The following is a 19,680-nucleotide window of genomic DNA, read 5'->3' as shown; positions in this document are numbered from 1 at the left end:
CTCAAATGAGTCCTTTTTTATAAAATTGTTAAAATCCGTAATCTAGATTTAACCAATTGATTTCAACATGATTTCAGCAATATAAAGTGTAAAGAATGCAAGGATTGGAGATAGATCAATCATCCCTAAATTTGGCATTACTTTACGGAATGGTGCCAACATCGGTTCAGCTAATTCTTGAATCACTTCAATATAAGGTGAACGTGTTTGTGAAAACATCAAAATCCAACTACATATGATGTAAGCGAACAGTAAATATTTAAGAATTGAAATTAATGCCTGCAACATTGAAAGTACTGTTGAACCAATAAAGTACAATACATCGCCTGTTGGTAAGGCATTTAAATATTTATAGCCAAATACCTTAAGAAAATACAACAACACGATCAGCACTAAAGCTGCTAGATTTACACGCCCCTGTGCCACAGTTGGCAAGATTCGTCCAAACACATCTACAATTTTAGTTGCTTTCACTGTCGATAGCACAACAGGGTTATATGGACTGACTGCCGCCAATTGCATTAAAAAACGGAAAAATACCAATAAAATCGCAACATTAATGATAATGTCAAAAAATAGCGCAGAGTTCGCACCCATACTTCAATTTTCCTAAAATTTAGTTATTTAGAACTATCACTTAATTCCTGAGCGAGCTCCTGACTGCGTTTTTTTGCAGCCGCAAGAGCAGCTTGAATATTCTGTGAAATTTGCGCTCGATCAAAAACTTCCAAGGCCGCTTGAGTTGTACCATTTGGTGATGTCACATTTCTACGCAGTTCAGATGGCGTATTAGAACTGGTGATCGCCATTTGTGCAGCACCGAGAGCTGTTTGTAGCGTTAATGCTGTTGCAGTTTTCTCATCCAAGCCTAAATTTTTCCCAGCACGAATCATACTTTCCATCATATAGAAAAAGTACGCTGGACCTGACCCCGATACCGCAGTTACTGCATCAATTTGCTCTTCTGAGTTTACCCAAAGTGTTAAGCCTGTTGCAGCTAAAATCTGACTTGCCAATTCACGCTTTGCTTGGTCAACAACGTCATGAGCATATAAACCATGGGCACCTGTTTGAACCAATGCAGGTGTATTAGGCATGACACGAACGATAAACTCCGTCCCCGTTAATGCAGCAATCGTTGCAATTTCAGCTCCTGCTACAATCGAAACAATTAACTTATTCTCAAATTTATCTTTTAACGGTTTAAGAACTTGTGCCAGTACTTGTGGTTTCACCGCCAGAACAACAACATCAGCATTTTGGATCGCGTCTTCATTATTGTCTGTAACTTGAATTTCTTTTTCTTTTAATAACTCTCTCACACGTTCTACAGGATCGGAAACTGTAATACGCGTTGTTGGTAAACCACGACTAATCAACCCTCCAATTAGGGCTTGAGCCATATTACCACCACCAATGAAACAAATATTACAGTTTAACGCAACACTCATGAACGACTCTCAACCTTGATTTTATAGCGATGAAACTAACTTTGGCTGCCAACCACCGACTTCACAATATTCTGATTCAGCCAGCCAAAACCCTTTTGGCGTGAAAACACCAAGCATAACATTATCTAAGCTTAAAATTTGAATAGTATGACGCTTCCATGGAAAAATTTGTGCCTCTTGAATTGCTTTTTTTAATGGCCATTTCCCCACACGTCCATGCAAATGGACTTTTTCCCCACCTTGACGATAATGCAATGTCAGAGACTGATTTAAAAGTTCTGTACGCAGACCACACTCTTCATGATGTTGGCAGATCTTAAATTGACCCGAAGCTAAATTAACAACTTGCTGGATTTCAAATTTTATTTCCGAATCAGTTGTGTTTGATTCTGCTAAGTATTCATCCTTAGGAACTCGATATAAGATATTTTGGAAACGAACATAATATTGTCCATTCCAATGCAATGCTGCTTGTGCATCAGGTTTCGCCAAAATAACTTCTTCAGTCAATCGCTCTACCATCTTAAATGCAGGACGGTATTGATCCTTACCTTTCATCCAATTGGATAAAAGTTGTCTTCTTCTTGCTAAACTTAATTGATTGAGTTGTCGTAAATCTAGATGATCATCATCGCCACAGAACGCCAAATCCTGTTGTAAAATCTCTTGCAAAATTTCATCCGCATCTTGCATCAACACACTGGTTCTCACAATCGCATGTTGCATTTTAGGGAATCGGCTTTGCAAAATATTCCAAAGCTCATGACGGCACCAAGCTCGATCATAGTGCGTATCAAAATTGGTCGGGTCATCCACGTAGGGCAATTTGAGTTGTTCTACCCATTGGCAAATCTGCTCACGACTTAGACTCAATAATGGTCGCCAAATAATGATGTCTTCACGTGAATCTAATAATTTCATCGCGGACAACCCCTGTATTCCAGCACCAGAGAACAAACGTAATAATACGGTCTCAGCTTGATCCTGCTGATGATGTGCCAGTACTAAAATATCTGTGTCGGATAAATGATGTTTAAAAGCTTGATAACGTGCTGCTCGAGCTTGCTGTTCCAAATTCCCCTCAGCAACTTGAACTGTCTCGAGAACCACAGGGATGTGCGCTGCTATACAAAATTGATGGACGAATTCAGCCCATTCCTGATTTGCAGATTGCAACTGGTGGTTAATATTAATCGCACGGATTTTTTGGGGAATTAATTGAGACATGAGATACAGCAACAGCATGGAATCCATGCCGCCACTACATCCCACTAAGAACGTGTGTTCATCACCAAATTTGGCAATTTGTTTTAAGAAGCTAGACCTGAATTGTCGCTGCCAAACTTCATTAAACGTTGGTAACGTGCTTCGCATCTTGCATTTGCATCCATTGGAACAAGCTCATCAAGTGCAGCTTGTAACACATGTTTTAATTTATCCATGACTACGTCTGGCTGAAGATGAGCACCCTCACCTTCATCTACAACATACTCAACAATACCAAGTTCTTTCAGTTTATCTGCAGTGAGTGCAAGTGCTTCACTCGCTTGCTCTGCTTTTTCAGCAGTTTTCCAAAGAATTGAGGCACAACCTTCAGGTGAAATCACAGAGTAAATACTGTGAGAGAGCATAATCACACGATCTGCAACGCCAATGCCTAATGCGCCGCCAGAACCACCCTCGCCTAGAACAGTCGCGATGACAGGTACTTTTAAACTTGAGAGTTGAGCTAGACTCGTAGCAATTGCTTCTGCTTGTCCACGCTCTTCAGCACCTACGCCAGGGTATGCACCCATGGTGTCAATAAATGTGAAAACTGGAAGATTAAAGCGTTCAGCCATATTAAGTAAACGCTGAGACTTGCGATAGCCTTCTGGATTACTCATCCCAAAATTATGCTGTAACTTTTCACGTGTACTACGACCACGATGTTGACCAACCACCATCACAGCCTGACCATTAAAACGTGCTAAACCGCCAACCATTGCACCATCATCACCATATAAACGGTCACCATGAAGTGCATCAAATTCTGTAAAAATTTCGCTCACATAATCTAAAAATTGTGGGCGATCTGGATGACGCGCAATTTGAACCGTTTTCCATGCTTTAGATTGAGCAGCTTTATTTTTCATAAGTCGATGAATATCCCTAAATTAACTATGACGTAGTTAACTAATAAAATTCGCTTATCAGCTTCTGTTAGCCAATAAATTGTTCCGACTGAATATTCAAAACGATATCCCAATGTTTAAATTGCACCTGCTCATCATGCAGCTCTGCAACCAACAAAGGCCATTGTTTTGCATCACCAGAAACTTTCAGTTGCCATTGTTGCTCATCTAATATCTTTAATTCAATGGCAGGAAGCATCTCATCGCTTCGGCTGTGATTCAGCAAAATTGCGAGACGAAGGAGCAAACATAGATAGACAAGTTTAATTCCACCGACTTTCGTCACATCATTTTTTGCTTCAGCACGCAATTTACGGCGATGATGAGCGACCAAATGTGACAAATGATTTTGATCAATTTGTGAAAAACCAGCAATGTCAGAATGCTGAAGCAAATATGCGCCATGACGATGATAACCACTATGACTAATGGCTAAACCTATTTCATGAAGATAAGCTGCTCGACGTAGCAAATCACTATCGTCATTATTTAGACCAAGCGTTCCTGCCACGCTATCAAATAAATGTTGAGCCGTTTCAACAACACGTTCTGCTTGTTTTTGATCAGCACCATAACGCCCCATCAAGGCTTGTACGCTACGATCTCGAATATCTTCATGCTGGAAACGCCCGAGTAAATCATACATTACACCTTCTCGTAAGGCGCCATCTGAATAGACCAGCTTATCAACTTGAAGAACTTCAAATACAGCGTATAAAATCGCAATACCCGCAGGTAGGACTGCACGACGATCTTCCTTAAGACCCTCAAATTCCATGTCTGAAATATGTTTATATTTGAGTAATTTATCTTTAAGTTTTTCCAAGCCTTCACGAGTCAAGTTTTCCTGATCATCGCTCCAGCCCATATTTACCGCAATTTGACGACAGGCTTTAATGGTTCCACTTGAACCGACAACAGTATCCCATCCTGCCGCACGATAAGTTGTCGCGATACCCGAGATTTCTTTGCGTGCAGCAGTCACCGCACGATCGAAAGCTTTTGGATTAATATCGCCGTCTGCAAAATAGGCCTTCGTAAATGCAACGCATCCCATTTGCACGGATTCAGTATGAATCGGCTCAAACTCTTCACCAATGATTAACTCAGTCGAGCCACCACCAATATCAATCACCAAACGGCGACCGCTGTTCGCCATAGTATGTGATACACCTAAATAAATTAAGCGTGCTTCTTCACGACCAGCAATAATTTCAATAGGTTTAGGCAGAATTTCAGCTGCTTTTTGAATGAATTCATGCCCATTTTTAGCTTGGCGTAAAGCATTGGTGGCGACAATTCTTAAACGATTCGATTGGACTGAACTTAGGCGCCCTACAAATCGAGCCAAGCATGCTAAACCACGTTGTTGAGCAGCTTCTGTCAAATTTTTATTTTCATCTAAACCTGCGGCCAATTGGACCTTTTCAGACATCGATGCGACTTTTTTTACCTCACCATGATCAACTCGAGCAATCGCCAAGTGGAAGCTGTTTGAGCCCATATCAATGGCTGCAAGGAGTTCTTCATCAATCAAAAAATCAGACATTGTTGCGCTAAGTTCAACCAGAATTGTGCCTAGATTAATTCACATAACTGTAATTTAAAAGCCATTTATTTAGTCAATTTAACGACTATTTAAAAAATCATCATATATGACAATTGTGTTACACCGATCATGGAAATCGTGAGCATCAATTAGACATTTACAGAATTTAGTCCGAAAATAAACCCTATCCCCTACTTTGTTAAAGTGGTCTATGTAATACTTATATACATAGATAGACCGTTTTCAAAAAATTATTCGGAGCAAATTCCATGTCTGCTAATATTGTTAATACAACTGATGCTAATTTTGAAGCTGACGTTTTAAATTCTGACACGCCAGTTCTTGTTGATTTTTGGGCAGGCTGGTGTGCGCCATGTAAAGCTATTGCTCCTGTACTTGAAGTTTTAGCAACTGAATACGAAGGTAAGGTTAAAATCGTAAAAGTTGACGTAACTTCATGCGAACAAACTGCTGTAAATTACAATATTCGTAATATCCCAGCTTTATTGATGTTCAAAAATGGTGAAGTTGTTGCTCAACAAGTTGGTGCAGCTCCTAAATCTAAACTTGCAGCTTTTATTGAAGAAAATATCTAATTCTTTCAATTTTAATTGCCTTGAAAGCGTCAAATTTTTGGCGCTTTTTTTGACGGTAAAATTGACAAAGAGCCATATCTCACTTATATTGCATGATCAAGAAACACTTGGACAATTTCTCCTCGTTTCTTACAATACACAAAACATAAGATCGCCGCTCGGCTAAAGAAATTGTTTACACATTTCTCCTCGAAAGAACTTACTAGATTCTGAGTTTGTTATTGTGCAAATCAATTGCTGCTCTTTTCTTGCACTGCGGATGTCTTTTGCTTCTATTCTATCTGTGTTCCACACTTCCTTTTAATTCAATCGACCATTTATGAACTTAACTGAACTCAAGAAAAAACCGATAGGCGAACTCATCAAAATTGCTGAGTTCATGGGCCTTGAAGGAATGGCACGTAACCGTAAGCAAGACATTATTTTTGCCATTTTGAAACGCCATGCTATGAATGGTGAAGAAATTTTCGGCGATGGTGTTCTTGAAATTCTGTCTGATGGTTTCGGTTTTTTACGTTCTGCAGCAGGGTCTTACCTTGCGGGTCCAGATGACATTTATGTCAGCCCTTCTCAAATTCGCCGCTTCAATTTGCGCACTGGGGATACGATTACAGGTACGATTCGTCCACCAAAAGAAGGCGAACGTTATTTTGCACTTTTAAAAGTGAATCAAATTAACTACGACACGCCAGAAAACTCTCGCAATAAGATTCTTTTCGAAAACTTAACGCCTTTATTCCCAACTGAACAATTAGTGATGGAGTTAGGAAATGGTTCGACTGAAGATTTAACTGCGCGTGTTGTCGATTTAGTTGCTCCAATTGGTAAAGGTCAACGTTCAATTATTGTTGCACCACCTAAAGCTGGTAAGACAATGTTGATCCAAAACATTGCTCAATCTATTGTTCGTAATAATCCTGAATGCTTCCTAATCGTTCTTCTCATTGATGAGCGCCCAGAAGAAGTAACAGAAATGGAACGTACCGTTCGTGGTGAAGTTGTTGCTTCAACATTTGACGAATCACCTGCACGTCACGTTCAAGTCGCTGAAATGGTGATTGAAAAAGCGAAACGTCTGGTAGAACACAAAAAAGACGTTGTTATTTTGCTTGACTCAATTACACGTTTAGCACGTGCATATAACACTGTTATTCCATCATCAGGTAAAGTTTTAACTGGTGGTGTTGATGCCCACGCTTTAGAACGTCCAAAACGTTTCTTCGGTGCTGCACGTAATATCGAAGAAGGTGGTTCACTTACGATCATTTCTACTGCTTTAATTGAAACTGGCAGTAAAATGGATGAAGTCATCTACGAAGAATTCAAAGGTACAGGTAACCAAGAAATTACGCTTGATCGCCGTATTGCAGAGAAGCGCGTATTCCCTGCGATGAATATTAAGAAATCTGGTACACGTCGTGAAGAACGTCTCATGGATGAAGATAAACTACGTAAGGTTTGGATTTTACGTAAGCTTCTCCATCCTATGGACGAACTTGCTGCGATGGAATTCTTACTTGATCGCATGAAGGAAACCAAGACCAATGATGATTTCTTCGATCAAATGAAACGCAAAGCTGCCAACTAATACGCAAAAGGCCATCATTTATTGATGGCCTTTTATTTGGGTTGACACCATTTACATAAATACACAATACCGACTTTTGAATGTAACTTTTCTTGCAAGTATGTGATTTTTATCATCTTGTATTTTAATTCCCTTTATTTTTTAAGTATTTACTTAGTATTTCTCCAATTCAAAATGCAAAAATGATTGTAATTTTCTGTTAAAAATAGGGTCAAATTTCTCATTTTTTAAGCATTTTTTCATTTCGCCTAGTAGTAATTCAAAATACTCAGTGATAGCATGTCGGCATACCAGTTAGGCTGCTCCATGCGTTATTAACCTTACTAACGTTAGGAATAATAAAAGCACACAACAGACTAACCGGGTTTTTTGTCTCAATTTATTTTAATGAGAGTGATGCCATGTTATTCAAAAAAATTGCTATTGCTGCTGCCGTTGCTACTACTTTAGCTTTCGTTGGTTGTGCTAAAAAAACTGAAGAAGCTGCTGCTGACGCAAACGCTGCTGCATCTGAAGCTGTAGAAGCTGCTTCTGAAGCTGTTGTAGCTGCTGACGCTGCTGCTGTTGAAGCTTCTTCTGAAGTTGCTGCTCAAGCTGACGCTGCTGCTGCTGAAGCTACTGATGCTGCTGCTGAAGCTACTGACGCTGCTGCTGACGCTACTGCTGCTGCTTCTGCTGCTCAATAATCTAAAGTTTAGATTATTCGAAAAAAAGAGAACCTTTGGTTCTCTTTTTTTATGCGCTGAATTTTATGAATACGCATAAAGTTAAGAGCATAAAAAAACCTGAGCTGAGCTCAGGTTTTTTTATAATGTTATTTGATCAAGCGATTAATCGACTTGCTCTGTCCCTACACGCTGTCTAAACTTTTGACCAGCACGGAAGGTCACTACACGGCGAGCAGAAATAGGAATCTCCTCACCTGTTTTTGGATTACGCCCTGGACGCTGACGCTTGTCACGCAGTTCGAAATTACCAAAACCCGATAATTTGACATGTTCACCTGCAATTAATGCCTGGCTAATTTCATCAAAAAACAACTCAACCATTTGTTTAGCTTCACGACGATTTAAACTCGTCAGCTCACTCAAATGATCAGCCATTTCTGCTTTTGTTAATGCTGTCATGAGGCCCTCAATGTCGCTTGGTAAGTGTTTTCTAACACTTGTAAAATATTATCCATACCAGATTTAATTTCAGCATCCTCAAGCGTGCGACTCGGATGCTGCCATAAAAGTGCAAACGCCAATGAACGTTTACCCTCTTCTACACCTTGACCCGTATACACATCGAATAACCAAGAAGAATCAAGTAACTCTCCTCCAGTTTTTTCGATAAGTTGCTGAATTTCACTAACATTAATCTTATCACTAATTAAAACTGCAATATCACGTCTCACTGAAGGAAATCGTGATAATTCTGTAAAATTAGATACATAAGTTTGCAAAACAGACGATTGATCGAGTTCTGCTACCCATGTCGTTGCGAGATCAAGCTCATCTTCAAGCGATGGATGTAAACGACCAATATAACCAATCGATTGCCCGTTCACTAAAATTTCAGCAGATTGACCTGGATGTAACCATGAACGCTCTGAACGCACATATTCTACTTGAACTCGCCCAGCCGCCAATACGGCCTCAATTTCACCTTTAAAATCGAAGAAATCCATTGGCTGAGGTTTAGCATGCCAAGATTCCTGATTTTTCGCACCTGTTGCCACAATCGCAAGTGTAGGTATTTGCTTAAGATCATGAATACTGGTTGCTTCTTGATAATCAAAACGTAAGCCAAGCTCAAAGAAGCGTACGCGACTTTGTTGACGATTAACGTTGTATTGGACACAAGGAATTAAGCTTGAAAGTAAAGTCGAACGCATTACCGCTAAATCGCTTGAAATTGGATTTGCTAATGCCAGAGGGTTTACACTCGGGTTTAACTGTTTTTCAAGTTTTAAATCAGCAAAACTAAAGCTGATTGCCTCTTGGTAACCAAGTGCAACCAAAGTTTGACGTAATTGTGCAACTTCAAATTGATCTTGGTATTTTGCAAGTTTCACATCAATCACAGGCAAGCTGATTTGAATGTTGTCATAACCATGAATACGCGCAACCTCTTCAATTAAGTCTTGGTAGATTGCCATATCATAACGATGTGATGGCGGTACGACAGACCATTGACCTTGTGCTTTAATTGTTACCTGACAACCTAGACGTGTTAATGCATTAGTAATAAAGTCAGATTCAACTTTATAACCAAGAAGTTGATCAACTTGCGCCTGCTCAAGCTCGATTGCTTCGCGTGTTGGTAATACTGCTGGATTTTCTGCTACAGTAATTGGACCAAATTCACCACCTGCAAGCTCAGAAATCAACTGAGATGCACGGTGCATTGCGATCATTGGAAGTTCGAAATCTACTCCACGCTCATAGCGCTGAGACGCATCTGTATGTAAACCGAAGCTACGCGCACGACCTGCGATATGAAGCGGTGCAAAGAATGCTGATTCAAGGAAGATTTCAGTCGTTGCGTCTGTTACCGATGAAGACAGACCACCCATGATGCCCGCAATTGCTAATGCTTTTTCGTCATCTGCAATCACCATCACGTTGTCTTGCATTTCAACTTCTTGCTCATTCAATAGAACAAGTTTTTCACCTGCAGTTGCTTGACGAACGTGTACCGCACCTTGAACTTTACCACCATCAAATGCGTGAAGCGGTTGACCCAACTCCATTAATACATAGTTGGTAATATCAACCAAGATACTGTGCTGACGGATACCAGAACGAGCCAGTGCGCGTTCCATCCATTCAGGAGTTGGCGCTTTGGTGTTGACATTTTTGATAACACGACCTAAGTAACGTGGGCAACCTTCAGTAGATACAACGACCTTCTTTTCATCAGCAATCGTTGCAGCCACTTCTTTAATTTCAGGCGCAGTCACAGGAAGTTGGTTAATCACACCAATTTCACGTGCAATCCCACGAATACTGAAACAGTCACCACGGTTTGGTGTGATACTAATATCAATCACGTTGTCATCAAGGTCTAGATATTCACGTACGTTTACACCGACTGGCGCGTCCGCAGGAAGCTCGAGTAGACCGTCGATTTTATCTTCTAAATCAATTTCAGATGCACCGCACAGCATACCTTGTGATTCAACACCACGAAGCTTACCTTTTTTGATTTTAAAATCACCTGGCAATACTGCACCGATGGTTGCTACGGGTGCTTTCATTCCTGCACGTACATTAGGTGCACCACAGACAATTTGTAATGGTTCACCCACACCAATGTTGACAGTCGTTACACGTAAACGATCTGCATCTGGGTGCTGTTCTACCGTAAGTACTTCACCTACAACCACACCTGTAAATGGTTTTGCAGCAGGAGACAAATCATCTACCTCAAGACCAAGCATGGTCAGTTGGTCAGATAAAGTATCGCTATCGATGGCTGGGTTAACCCATGTGCGTAGCCAATTTTCGCTAATTTTCATTGATATAAAACCTGTAATTCAAATCTCTAGAATCCTCCCTCTAACCCCCTTTGCTAAGGGAGAGAACCCCAAATGATTCTGTGGAGTTCCTCAAGTTAGGAGAGGATTTAATAAAAAGTTTTAAGCAAACTGGCGTAAGAAACGCACATCATTTTGGTAGAACATACGCAAGTCGTTTATGCCATAACGAAGCATTGCAAAACGTTCAACACCTAAACCAAATGCAAAGCCTTTGTACTTATCTGGATCAATACCCGCTGAACGAAGAACATTTGGATGCACCATGCCACAACCTAATACTTCTAACCATTTTCCTCGCTCATCCATGATGTCGACTTCAGCACTTGGTTCTGTGAATGGGAAGTAAGATGGGCGGAAACGTACTTTCAAGTCTTTTTCAAAGAACTCATTCAGCAAATTAACCAATAATCCTTTTAACTCAGCAAAGCTCGTATTTTCTGCAACGTACAAACCCTCAATTTGGTGGAACATCGGAGAATGTGTTTGGTCTGAGTCACAACGATACACACGACCTGGACATACAATACGAATTGGTGGTTGCTGTGTTTCCATCGTACGAATCTGTACACCAGAGGTATGCGTACGAAGCAAATGGTTTACATCGAAGTAAAAGGTATCATGCATTGCACGCGCAGGGTGATGACCCGGAATATTCAATGCCTCAAAGTTGTGATAGTCATCTTCAACCTCTGGACCAGTCGCAACAGAAAAACCTGCTTTCGTGAAGAATTGACAAATACGCTCTTGTACTTGGGTCACTGGGTGGATACTGCCCACCTGTTGACCACGACCAGGCAACGTGATATCGATCTGTTCACTTGCTAATTTTTGTTCTAGTGCAGCTTTTTGTAATGCAGTTTGACGCTCAGTTAATGCGCCATTAATCGCTTCTCGAACTGAATGAATCTGCGCACCAAAAACCTTACGCTCTTCCGGATCCATTTTACCCAGTGCTTTCGATTGTTCAGCAAGCTGGCTTTTCTTACCCGTAAATTGCACTCGAACCTGATCGAGTGTTGCAAGGTCTTGAGCTGCTGCAATGGCAGCGAGCGCTTCAGTGGTCAGGGCTTCCAGTGACATAGTAACTCTCAAAGCAACAAATATAAAAAATAATATAACTGCGCATTCTAACAGCTTTTATAGCTCCGTATGAAGATCAGCAAGTGTTAAAATTGGATGTGGAATTAAATTGGAAATTACATTTATAAAAAGTTTAAGATATGCGCAATGATCATTGAGAAGATATGTCATGGCATTAGATCAAATTTGGAAACAACAGCTCACACTCGTGACTTACGGCAATGAGTTTTTAAATCAGGATTTAAGTTTTCAACACTGGAGAAATCATGCGATTTTTAATCAGCATCATTTCCTTTTTCGAGATTTAAATACGCAACACTTATTGGCACAACATTTCCAAGTTTGGTTAGAAAGCTTAAAACGTCAGGGTGTCACGCGCTTAAGCCTACATAACTCAAGTTTATTAATCGATGAAAAAAATCCCAATCCAAATGTTGAGCTTTTACCATATTCCCATTTCATTGTCAGTCATCACCGTAATGTAAAAACAGCATGGATCTGTGGTAAAGAACTTGCCGAATGGTATAGCTCTGAACAAGACTTCGACATACCAAACAACCAAACACTCCCTGCACGAATTGAAACATTTTGGCGTTTTGATCTATCCACCCAACATATCAAACGTGTTGAGGCAGATCTTCAAGCACCTAATTGGAATGATATTCACGACTACACAGAGAATGAGCTGTTCGATCGCGCATTAGCACAAGGGGTGGAATCCGTTAAACGTGGCGCAATCTTTTATGGTACTGACGATCAATCACCCTCCAACGCTGGAGCTGCCTTACCATTACTGCCACAAGATTATGCAGCACCTTATGCCAATGAAACCTTAGTGCGTTTCATGCATCTAGAACAACATTTAAAGATTCAAAAACGAAAGCTTTTGGAGCAAGATCATCAAGAATCTCTTGATGAAGAAAAACAACTGAAGGTATTTCAACAAAAGTTAGATGACCTGAGTGCAAAATTCATTACTAAAGTAGCAAATCACTATAAAACTGCTCATTTAAAAAGCCCCGAAATTCACTCCCCTTTGGATGAAGCCTCAACACATACTCAACATGGAAAACGCTTTTTCAACAATGATTCCAGTTCTCACCAACCCACACCTAAAACAGGTAAATCAAATGTTTTTGCCCTCATTTTAGTCACTGCAATAATCTGTTTCTGCGCTTACTATTTTGGACTGTGATGTTTTAAAAATTCATCTAATTGTTCAGTTTTATGAAAATGTAGCCACTTTATATGATGATATTGAGTGGCATTCATCATCTGCAAATATTTAAGTCTATTTTTCCCATGTGTTTGGACTACCCACAATATTATTGAGTCTTTACTTAATAATTTCGCCCAATGTTTTCTATTGTTAGAATTTTTCCATATTTTCTTTTGGCTAATCACACGGTATAGCGACCTCTTAATCACACGATAAAGATTTACGCGTAGTGAAAAATCCAACCACATCACAGTGTCGATCTCATTTAAGATTAAATTTTGAATCAGGGAATAATTACCATCAATCACGAAGCCCTTATTCATAGACCTAACACGATTTATAAATTTTTCTTGAAATTGTATTGAAGCTGACTCGGTCCAGTTATCCAACCAAAAGAGATTATCAAGTTCAATATGATCGACTTGCAGTTGAGCAGCCAACTTACGTGCAAAGGTTGTTTTCCCAGATGCTGCTGTACCGACGACCATAATTTTATTCATACTAATCTCTTGGCTTTATTTGGTCGTAAACAATGAAAATAAAAAAGACCGCTAAAAAGCGGTCTTTTTCTCATCTACGATGATTAAGCAGCTAATGCGCCTTTAGCTTTTTCAGCTAAAGCAGCAAATGCAACTGCGTCATGCATAGCGATGTCAGCAAGTACGCGACGGTCGATGATCACTTGAGCTTTTTTCAAGCCATCGATCATACGGCTGTACGACAAACCATTTTGACGTGCACCAGCATTGATACGCGCAATCCATAAAGCACGGAATTGACGTTTCTTTTGACGACGGTCACGGTAAGCATATTGACCTGCTTTGATTACCGCTTGGAACGCTACGCGGTAAACGCGTGAACGAGCACCATAGTAACCTTTAGCACGAGCAAGAATTTTTTTGTGACGGCGATGAGCCTGTACACCACGTTTTACACGAGCCATTTATAATCTCCTTAGATGTACGGGCACATACGACGAACTGAAGCAACGTCACTTACGTGAACCATTACACAGCCGCGCAATTGACGAATACGCTTAGCAGATTTTTTGGTCAAAATGTGGCGTTTGAACGCTTGTTTACGCTTAAAACCATTAGCAGTCGCTTTGAAGCGTTTTGCTGCACCACGGCGAGTTTTCATCTTAGGCATAACAACCTCTTTTGAACACCTGTTCGGCTCGTTTGCACCATTACAATACGACCTGCAGGTAAGGGAGCGAGTATTCTATAGCATCTTTGCGCAAAACAAAAGCACCGTTAATCTTGATTCAGACAAATTAATCTTGATGAGTTTTACTCTACGAAAATTTAGAACAAACCAAGATACACCCAGTAGATAAATAGATATCGACCTGTTTTCGCTATACCCACCACGAAGATAAATTTCCAGAATTTTTCTTTCAAAATTCCTGCAATTAAGGTGATTGGATCACCAATGATAGGCACCCAACTTAAAAGAAGGGACCATGTACCATACTGCTGATAAGCTCGTTGAGCACGAATCATTTGATCTGACTTAAATGGAAACCACTTTTTGGTTTTAAACTGCTCTATTTTTAAGCCCAACCACCAATTAACGCATGAACCCATCACATTCGCTACACTTGCAACAAAAATAAGCATCCACGGCGAAAATTGTTTTAGAGCAAATGACCCCAACAATATTGCTTCGGACTGTAAGGGCAATAAAGTGGCGGCTCCAAAGGCACTTAAGAACAATAAAATCAGATTCATTTACTGGATTTATTCACCGCTAGAAGTTTCTGAGTTTTACGATATTCTTTTATCGACCACGCAATTGCCAACACTACTATGATGACACGTAGCACCGTATATTTACTCGTAATTGCTGGAATCACCTGTTTTAATTGATCCCTAGAATCTGGTTCGATTGCTGCATTGATATTTTGCACATGAAATATTTCGACGATATAAGAAGCAACACAGAGTAAAATACCAGCAATAATTGCCCAGTATACTTTTGAATTAGATTCAACAATTTTGCTAAAATTTAAAAAAAAATCCTTCATGGCAGTTCTCCATAAAAAAACCACCAAATGGTGGTTTAGATGTATAGAGTTTAGCACACTTAAATCCGTGATCTACTTTAGTAGTGCAAGCGCCTTTTGTACCGCTGGTCTCTGTTGGATACGTTGAATATAAGCTTCCACTTCAGGAAACTCTGCTAAATGAATACTTTGCCACTCGTGCCGCATCAACCAAGGGAAAATTGCCATATCCGCAATAGAGTACTCACCTGCCACATAGTCTTGCCCAACTAACTGCTTATTGAGCACTCCATATAATCTTTTGGTTTCTGTAATGTAGCGCTCGATCGCATAAGGGATTTTCTCTTTAGCAAATTTAGCGAAATGATGATTTTGACCTAACATCGGTCCTAGACCACCCATTTGCCACATCAACCATTGTTCAACCTGAATCCTCGCGATTTCGTGCTGAGGATAGAATTGTCCCGTTTTACGTCCTAAATATTGCAGTATTGCACCAGACTCGAAAATCGAAATCGATTGATTATTCGGTCCATTTTGATCAACTATCGCAGGAATTTTATTATTAGGAGAGATCGCAAGAAAGTCAGTTTGGAACTGATCATTTTCTAATATATTGATTGGATAGATTTGATAATCTAAAGCCATTTCTTCGAGTGCAATTGTTATTTTTAATCCGTTGGGTGTTCCCCAATAATATAAATCGATCATTACAGTTCAGGCTCCATATGCCCTTTGTTGATTGATTTATCCACCATAAATCATTTCAAACCAAACAACAAGGATAGAAATTTTTTATTTATAAACTATAAAAAATCAATTATTTATAAAATATTTTTAAATTTTTTTTGAATTTATTATTGAAAAATTTCGGTCTGAACCTATATAAAAAATTGCCAGATTAATGATGATCATCTGGTTCTGTTGATGATAGTCATGACAGAACAACATTCTTATTTTTATGACTTTGCTGACCTCAGGAGGTTTTAATCATGAGTAACTTAAATCTTCATCCATTGTTTCGTCGTAGTATTGGTTTTGATCGTTTAAACGATTTTATTGATTATGCAATGCAAAGTGATGCTCCAAACTACCCACCTTATAACATTGAAAAAAAAGGTGAGAACAGATATCGCATCGTGGTCGCTACTGCAGGATTTAGTCAAGATGAGTTAAATATCAGTCTTGAAAATCAACTTCTCTCAATCACAGGAAAACCGGAAGCTATTCAATCTGAACAAACCGAATATCTTCATAAAGGAATTGCGCGTCGTTCATTTAAATTATCGCTTCGCTTAGATGAACATATTGAAGTTCAACAAGCAGATTATGAAAACGGCTTATTAGTGATCGATTTAGAGCGTATCATTCCAGAAGAGAAATTACCTCGACAAATTCCAATTGGCAAAAAACTTCTGTTAGAAAATACAGAGTCTACTGAAAAAACAGTTCATGTCGAATAAAACATCGAAGTTGATGAGTCACAAAAAAGCCGATGCAAAAGTATCGGCTTTTTTTATAGATCAAATCTACAGTTACTTTGAGCAACGAATTTCCTGATGTGCTGATGTGCTGATGTGCTGATGTGCTGATGTGCTGATGTGCTGATGTGCTGATGTGCTGATGTGCTGATGTGCAATATTAAAAATCCTTTTTGGGTCATTTTTCAAGACAGTAAACACTCTAAACCTATTCAGTTTTACCATCCATCTAGAATTTTCTATGCATAAGTACGAATTTACCTGTCGAAATTATTACATTTTTTACTCAAGCCACAAAATGATTCGAGAAGTTTAAAATATACGTTTATTAGACTTCACTAAAGTACTGCCTGATGGAAATATTCAACTGATGATTTATACCCCAACTACAGTCGTTCCTCTCTTTACTAACTCAGGATGTACCTATATTCCTTCAATCAACATATAAAAAAAGCCCTGCATGTGCAGGGCTTTTTCTCTAAATCGGTTTTACTTTTTCTTTTTAGGACCAAGTAACATACCCATTTGACGGCCTTCCATTTTTGGTGCTTGTTCCACTACACCGATTTCAGCCACATCAGCTTCAATCTTTTGTAATTGAGCAAGACCCAATTGTTGGTGAGCCATCTCACGACCACGGAAACGTAGAGTAATTTTAACTTTGTTGCCTTCTTCAAGGAATTTCAGAATAGCACGCAACTTAACATTGTAATCACCAACGTCTGTACCAGGACGTAACTTGATCTCTTTAACCTGAACTTGATGCTGCTTTTTCTTAGCATCTTTTTGCTTTTGCTTCAGATCAAATAAATGCTTGTTGTAATCCATGATTTTACAAACAGGCGGCTCTGCATTCGCAACGATCTCAACGAGGTCAAGATCAACTTCTTCTGCAGCACGCAACGCTTCAGCAAGTGAAACGATGCCTTTTTGTTCTCCGTCAGCGCCAACGAGACGTACTTCTTTCGCACGAATCTCATCATTTAATGCAGGACGATTGCTTTTAGCACCTTGTTGTTGGTTACGGTCAGGCTGTTTAATCTTTCTTACTCCACAATATACCGGCCGCGTTCGGCTACGGCTACTTTCACTAAGTCAACGAATGCATCGATAGACATAGTACCTAAATTTGTTCCAGAGCGAGTACGTACATTCACTGTACCTTCCTCTACTTCTCGATCCCCAAGCACCAATAGGTATGGAATACGCTCTAAAGTACGCTCACGAATCTTAAAGCCGATTTTCTCATTTCTCAAGTCTGAAATCGCTCGAATGCCATTTTCTTGCAATTTAGCGACGACTGACTGACAAGCATCTGCTTGAGAATCGGTAATATTCATCACGCATGCTTGAATTGGTGCCAACCATGGTGGCATAAATCCAGCGTAGTGTTCAATAAGTATACCAATAAAACGTTCAAAACTGCCAAGAATTGCACGATGAAGCATCACAGGATGATCACGATCGTTGTCTTCAGTGACATAAGATGCATCTAAACGTAATGGCAAGTTAAAATCGCATTGGATTGTACCGCACTGCCAGATACGACCTAAACAATCTTTCAAAGAAAATTCAATTTTAGGACCGTAGAACGCACCCTCACCAGGTTGTAAATCCCAAGCGAGACCTGCTGCATCCAGTGCGTCAGCTAAAGATTTTTCAGCAACATCCCAAAGCTTATCATCCCCTACACGCTTTTCTGGACGTGTTGAGAGTTTCATTTGCACTTCTTCAAAACCGAAATCTTTATAAACATCTAAAGTCAGTTTAATAAAGTCAGCAACTTCTTGACCAATTTGCTCAGTTGTACAGAAAATGTGTGCGTCATCTTGGGTGAAGCCACGAACACGCATAATCCCATGTAATGAACCCGATGGTTCGTTACGGTGACATGAACCAAATTCAGCGAGACGAATTGGTAAATCACGGTAAGATTTTAAACCTTGGTTAAACACTTGAACATGACATGGGCAGTTCATTGGTTTAACGGCATAGTTACGGTTTTCAGAATGTGTAGTAAACATGTTTTCTGCATAGTTTGCAGCATGTCCTGATTTTTCCCAAAGACTAAAATCGACCACCTGAGGTGTGCGAATCTCTTGATAACCATTGTCCTGCTGAACTTTACGCATGTATTGTTCTAAAACTTGATAGATCGTCCAGCCATTTGGATGCCAGAACACCATGCCTGGTGCTTCTTCTTGCATGTGGAACAGATCAAGCGCTTTACCAATTTTACGGTGGTCACGCTTTTCAGCTTCTTCAATACGTTTGATATAAGCAGCCAACTGCTTCTTATCCGCCCAAGCTGTACCATAAATACGTTGAAGTTGTTCGTTTTTCGCATCACCACGCCAGTAAGCACCTGACATCTTCGTCAACTTGAATGACTTTAAGAATTTGGTATTTGGTACGTGTGGACCACGACACATATCCACATATTCTTGATGATAATAAAGACCCATTTGAGTCTCATCTGGCATATCTTCGATGAGACGTAATTTATAATCTTCACCACGCTCAGTGAATACTTTGATCACTTCATCACGGGGTGTCATCTTTTTAATGACATCATAATCTTGATCGATGAGCTTTTTCATACGCTCTTCGATGGCAGCCATATCATCTGGTGTAAATGGTTTTTCACTGTAGATATCGTAGTAGAAACCATCTTCAATGACTGGTCCAATCACCATCTTTGCTTCAGGGAAAAGCTGCTTCACTGCGTGACCAACTAAATGGGCACAAGAGTGACGAATAATTTCAACACCTTCATCATCTTTAGGCGTAATGATCTGCAACGTGGCATCATCAGTGATTAAGTCACATGCATCAACTAGATGGCCGTTTACACGACCTGCAACCGTATTTTTTGCAAGACCTGGACCGATGCTTTGAGCAACTTCCATGACAGAGACAGCTTGATCAAATTGTTTTTGATCGCCGTTTGGCAAAGTAATAATTGGCATAAAAAATCCTTAAGGAGTGATGCCCCGTACAATGGAGCA

Annotated in this window: 21 protein-coding genes; 5 read left to right on the top strand and 16 right to left on the bottom strand. The window is 39.8% G+C overall.

The window, feature by feature from the left end; translation table 11 throughout:
* Window positions 1-48: 48 nt before the first annotated feature.
* The 5 genes from AC1M9D_RS01575 to ppx all read right to left on the bottom strand — a co-directional run bounded on the left by AC1M9D_RS01575 (window position 49) and on the right by ppx (window position 5,174).
* Window positions 49-597, bottom strand: a complete 549-nt coding sequence (locus AC1M9D_RS01575; protein WP_481588726.1) for a YggT family protein — start codon at window positions 595-597, stop codon at window positions 49-51.
* Between the two features lie 23 nt (window positions 598-620).
* Window positions 621-1,451 (bottom strand): pyrroline-5-carboxylate reductase, encoded by an 831-nt coding sequence (gene proC / locus AC1M9D_RS01570; RefSeq protein ID WP_035268555.1) that lies wholly within the window; start codon window positions 1,449-1,451, stop codon window positions 621-623.
* A 21-nt stretch (window positions 1,452-1,472) separates the two neighbouring features.
* On the bottom strand, window positions 1,473-2,825 hold the full coding sequence (gene tilS / locus AC1M9D_RS01565) for a tRNA lysidine(34) synthetase TilS (RefSeq protein WP_481611360.1): 1,353 nt from the start codon (window positions 2,823-2,825) through the stop codon (window positions 1,473-1,475).
* Window positions 2,762-3,586, bottom strand: coding sequence for an acetyl-CoA carboxylase carboxyltransferase subunit alpha (locus AC1M9D_RS01560; protein ID WP_092768357.1), 825 nt, complete (start codon window positions 3,584-3,586; stop codon window positions 2,762-2,764). Before AC1M9D_RS01560 ends, tilS begins: the two co-directional genes overlap by 64 nt.
* Before the next feature lie 67 nt (window positions 3,587-3,653).
* Window positions 3,654-5,174, bottom strand: a complete 1,521-nt coding sequence (ppx, locus tag AC1M9D_RS01555; protein ID WP_481611359.1) for an exopolyphosphatase — start codon at window positions 5,172-5,174, stop codon at window positions 3,654-3,656.
* 269 nt (window positions 5,175-5,443) lie between these two features.
* On the opposite strand from ppx, the gene trxA reads away from it, so the two are divergent.
* From trxA to AC1M9D_RS01540, 3 genes are all read left to right on the top strand, one after another.
* The gene (gene trxA, locus AC1M9D_RS01550; protein ID WP_035268564.1) at window positions 5,444-5,770 is read left to right on the top strand and encodes a thioredoxin; all 327 of its coding nucleotides are present in this window, start codon (window positions 5,444-5,446) and stop codon (window positions 5,768-5,770) included.
* A gap of 319 nt (window positions 5,771-6,089) precedes the next feature.
* Window positions 6,090-7,358, top strand: a complete 1,269-nt coding sequence (gene rho, locus AC1M9D_RS01545) for a transcription termination factor Rho (protein WP_035268567.1) — start codon at window positions 6,090-6,092, stop codon at window positions 7,356-7,358.
* Window positions 7,359-7,759: 401 nt separating this feature from the next.
* Window positions 7,760-8,044: a hypothetical protein gene (locus AC1M9D_RS01540; protein WP_035268570.1), complete on the top strand. Its 285-nt coding sequence runs from the start codon at window positions 7,760-7,762 to the stop codon at window positions 8,042-8,044.
* A gap of 144 nt (window positions 8,045-8,188) precedes the next feature.
* Here the strand turns inward: AC1M9D_RS01540 and AC1M9D_RS01535 are convergent, their stop codons facing one another.
* The 3 genes from AC1M9D_RS01535 to pheS form a co-directional block, all read right to left on the bottom strand.
* On the bottom strand, window positions 8,189-8,485 hold the full coding sequence (locus tag AC1M9D_RS01535) for an integration host factor subunit alpha (RefSeq protein WP_035265376.1): 297 nt from the start codon (window positions 8,483-8,485) through the stop codon (window positions 8,189-8,191).
* Window positions 8,482-10,863, bottom strand: a complete 2,382-nt coding sequence (gene pheT / locus AC1M9D_RS01530) for a phenylalanine--tRNA ligase subunit beta (RefSeq protein ID WP_481611358.1) — start codon at window positions 10,861-10,863, stop codon at window positions 8,482-8,484. Before pheT ends, AC1M9D_RS01535 begins: the two co-directional genes overlap by 4 nt.
* A gap of 120 nt (window positions 10,864-10,983) precedes the next feature.
* Window positions 10,984-11,964, bottom strand: a complete 981-nt coding sequence (gene pheS / locus AC1M9D_RS01525) for a phenylalanine--tRNA ligase subunit alpha (RefSeq protein WP_035265373.1) — start codon at window positions 11,962-11,964, stop codon at window positions 10,984-10,986.
* 169 nt (window positions 11,965-12,133) lie between these two features.
* On the opposite strand from pheS, the gene AC1M9D_RS01520 reads away from it, so the two are divergent.
* Window positions 12,134-13,159: a hypothetical protein gene (locus AC1M9D_RS01520; protein WP_481611357.1), complete on the top strand. Its 1,026-nt coding sequence runs from the start codon at window positions 12,134-12,136 to the stop codon at window positions 13,157-13,159.
* On the opposite strand, the gene AC1M9D_RS01515 is transcribed toward AC1M9D_RS01520, so the two are convergent.
* The 6 genes from AC1M9D_RS01515 to AC1M9D_RS01490 form a co-directional block, all read right to left on the bottom strand.
* A complete protein-coding gene (locus tag AC1M9D_RS01515; protein WP_481611356.1) occupies window positions 13,144-13,683 on the bottom strand; it encodes an AAA family ATPase in 540 nt (179 codons plus the stop codon). The two genes, AC1M9D_RS01520 and AC1M9D_RS01515, sit on opposite strands and share 16 nt — an antisense overlap.
* Before the next feature lie 83 nt (window positions 13,684-13,766).
* Complete coding sequence (rplT, locus tag AC1M9D_RS01510; RefSeq protein WP_004867327.1) at window positions 13,767-14,126, bottom strand: 50S ribosomal protein L20; 360 nt, start codon at window positions 14,124-14,126, stop codon at window positions 13,767-13,769.
* An 11-nt stretch (window positions 14,127-14,137) separates the two neighbouring features.
* Window positions 14,138-14,332 (bottom strand): 50S ribosomal protein L35, encoded by a 195-nt coding sequence (rpmI, locus tag AC1M9D_RS01505; RefSeq protein ID WP_004278281.1) that lies wholly within the window; start codon window positions 14,330-14,332, stop codon window positions 14,138-14,140.
* A 158-nt stretch (window positions 14,333-14,490) separates the two neighbouring features.
* Window positions 14,491-14,916: a YqaA family protein gene (locus AC1M9D_RS01500; RefSeq protein WP_035265367.1), complete on the bottom strand. Its 426-nt coding sequence runs from the start codon at window positions 14,914-14,916 to the stop codon at window positions 14,491-14,493.
* Entirely contained in the window at window positions 14,913-15,212 is a 300-nt protein-coding gene (locus AC1M9D_RS01495; protein WP_481611355.1) for a hypothetical protein, read from the bottom strand. The genes AC1M9D_RS01500 and AC1M9D_RS01495 overlap by 4 nt, the downstream gene beginning before the upstream one ends.
* Before the next feature lie 72 nt (window positions 15,213-15,284).
* A complete protein-coding gene (locus tag AC1M9D_RS01490; RefSeq protein ID WP_035265364.1) occupies window positions 15,285-15,902 on the bottom strand; it encodes a glutathione S-transferase family protein in 618 nt (205 codons plus the stop codon).
* 281 nt (window positions 15,903-16,183) lie between these two features.
* Here AC1M9D_RS01490 and AC1M9D_RS01485 point away from each other — a divergent pair, with 281 nt between their 5' ends.
* A complete protein-coding gene (locus tag AC1M9D_RS01485) occupies window positions 16,184-16,654 on the top strand; it encodes an Hsp20 family protein (protein WP_481595065.1) in 471 nt (156 codons plus the stop codon).
* Window positions 16,655-17,161: 507 nt separating this feature from the next.
* On the opposite strand, the gene infC is transcribed toward AC1M9D_RS01485, so the two are convergent.
* Window positions 17,162-17,713, bottom strand: a complete 552-nt coding sequence (gene infC, locus AC1M9D_RS01480) for a translation initiation factor IF-3 (protein ID WP_081403231.1) — start codon at window positions 17,711-17,713, stop codon at window positions 17,162-17,164.
* 5 nt (window positions 17,714-17,718) lie between these two features.
* Window positions 17,719-19,641, bottom strand: a complete 1,923-nt coding sequence (gene thrS, locus AC1M9D_RS01475; RefSeq protein WP_092768341.1) for a threonine--tRNA ligase — start codon at window positions 19,639-19,641, stop codon at window positions 17,719-17,721.
* Window positions 19,642-19,680 lie beyond the last annotated feature (39 nt).

This window comes from Acinetobacter sp. ANC_7682 (genome assembly GCF_056779795.1).
The sequence above is the reverse complement of the archived record's forward strand: the minus strand, read 5'-3'. Positions and strand labels throughout refer to the sequence as shown.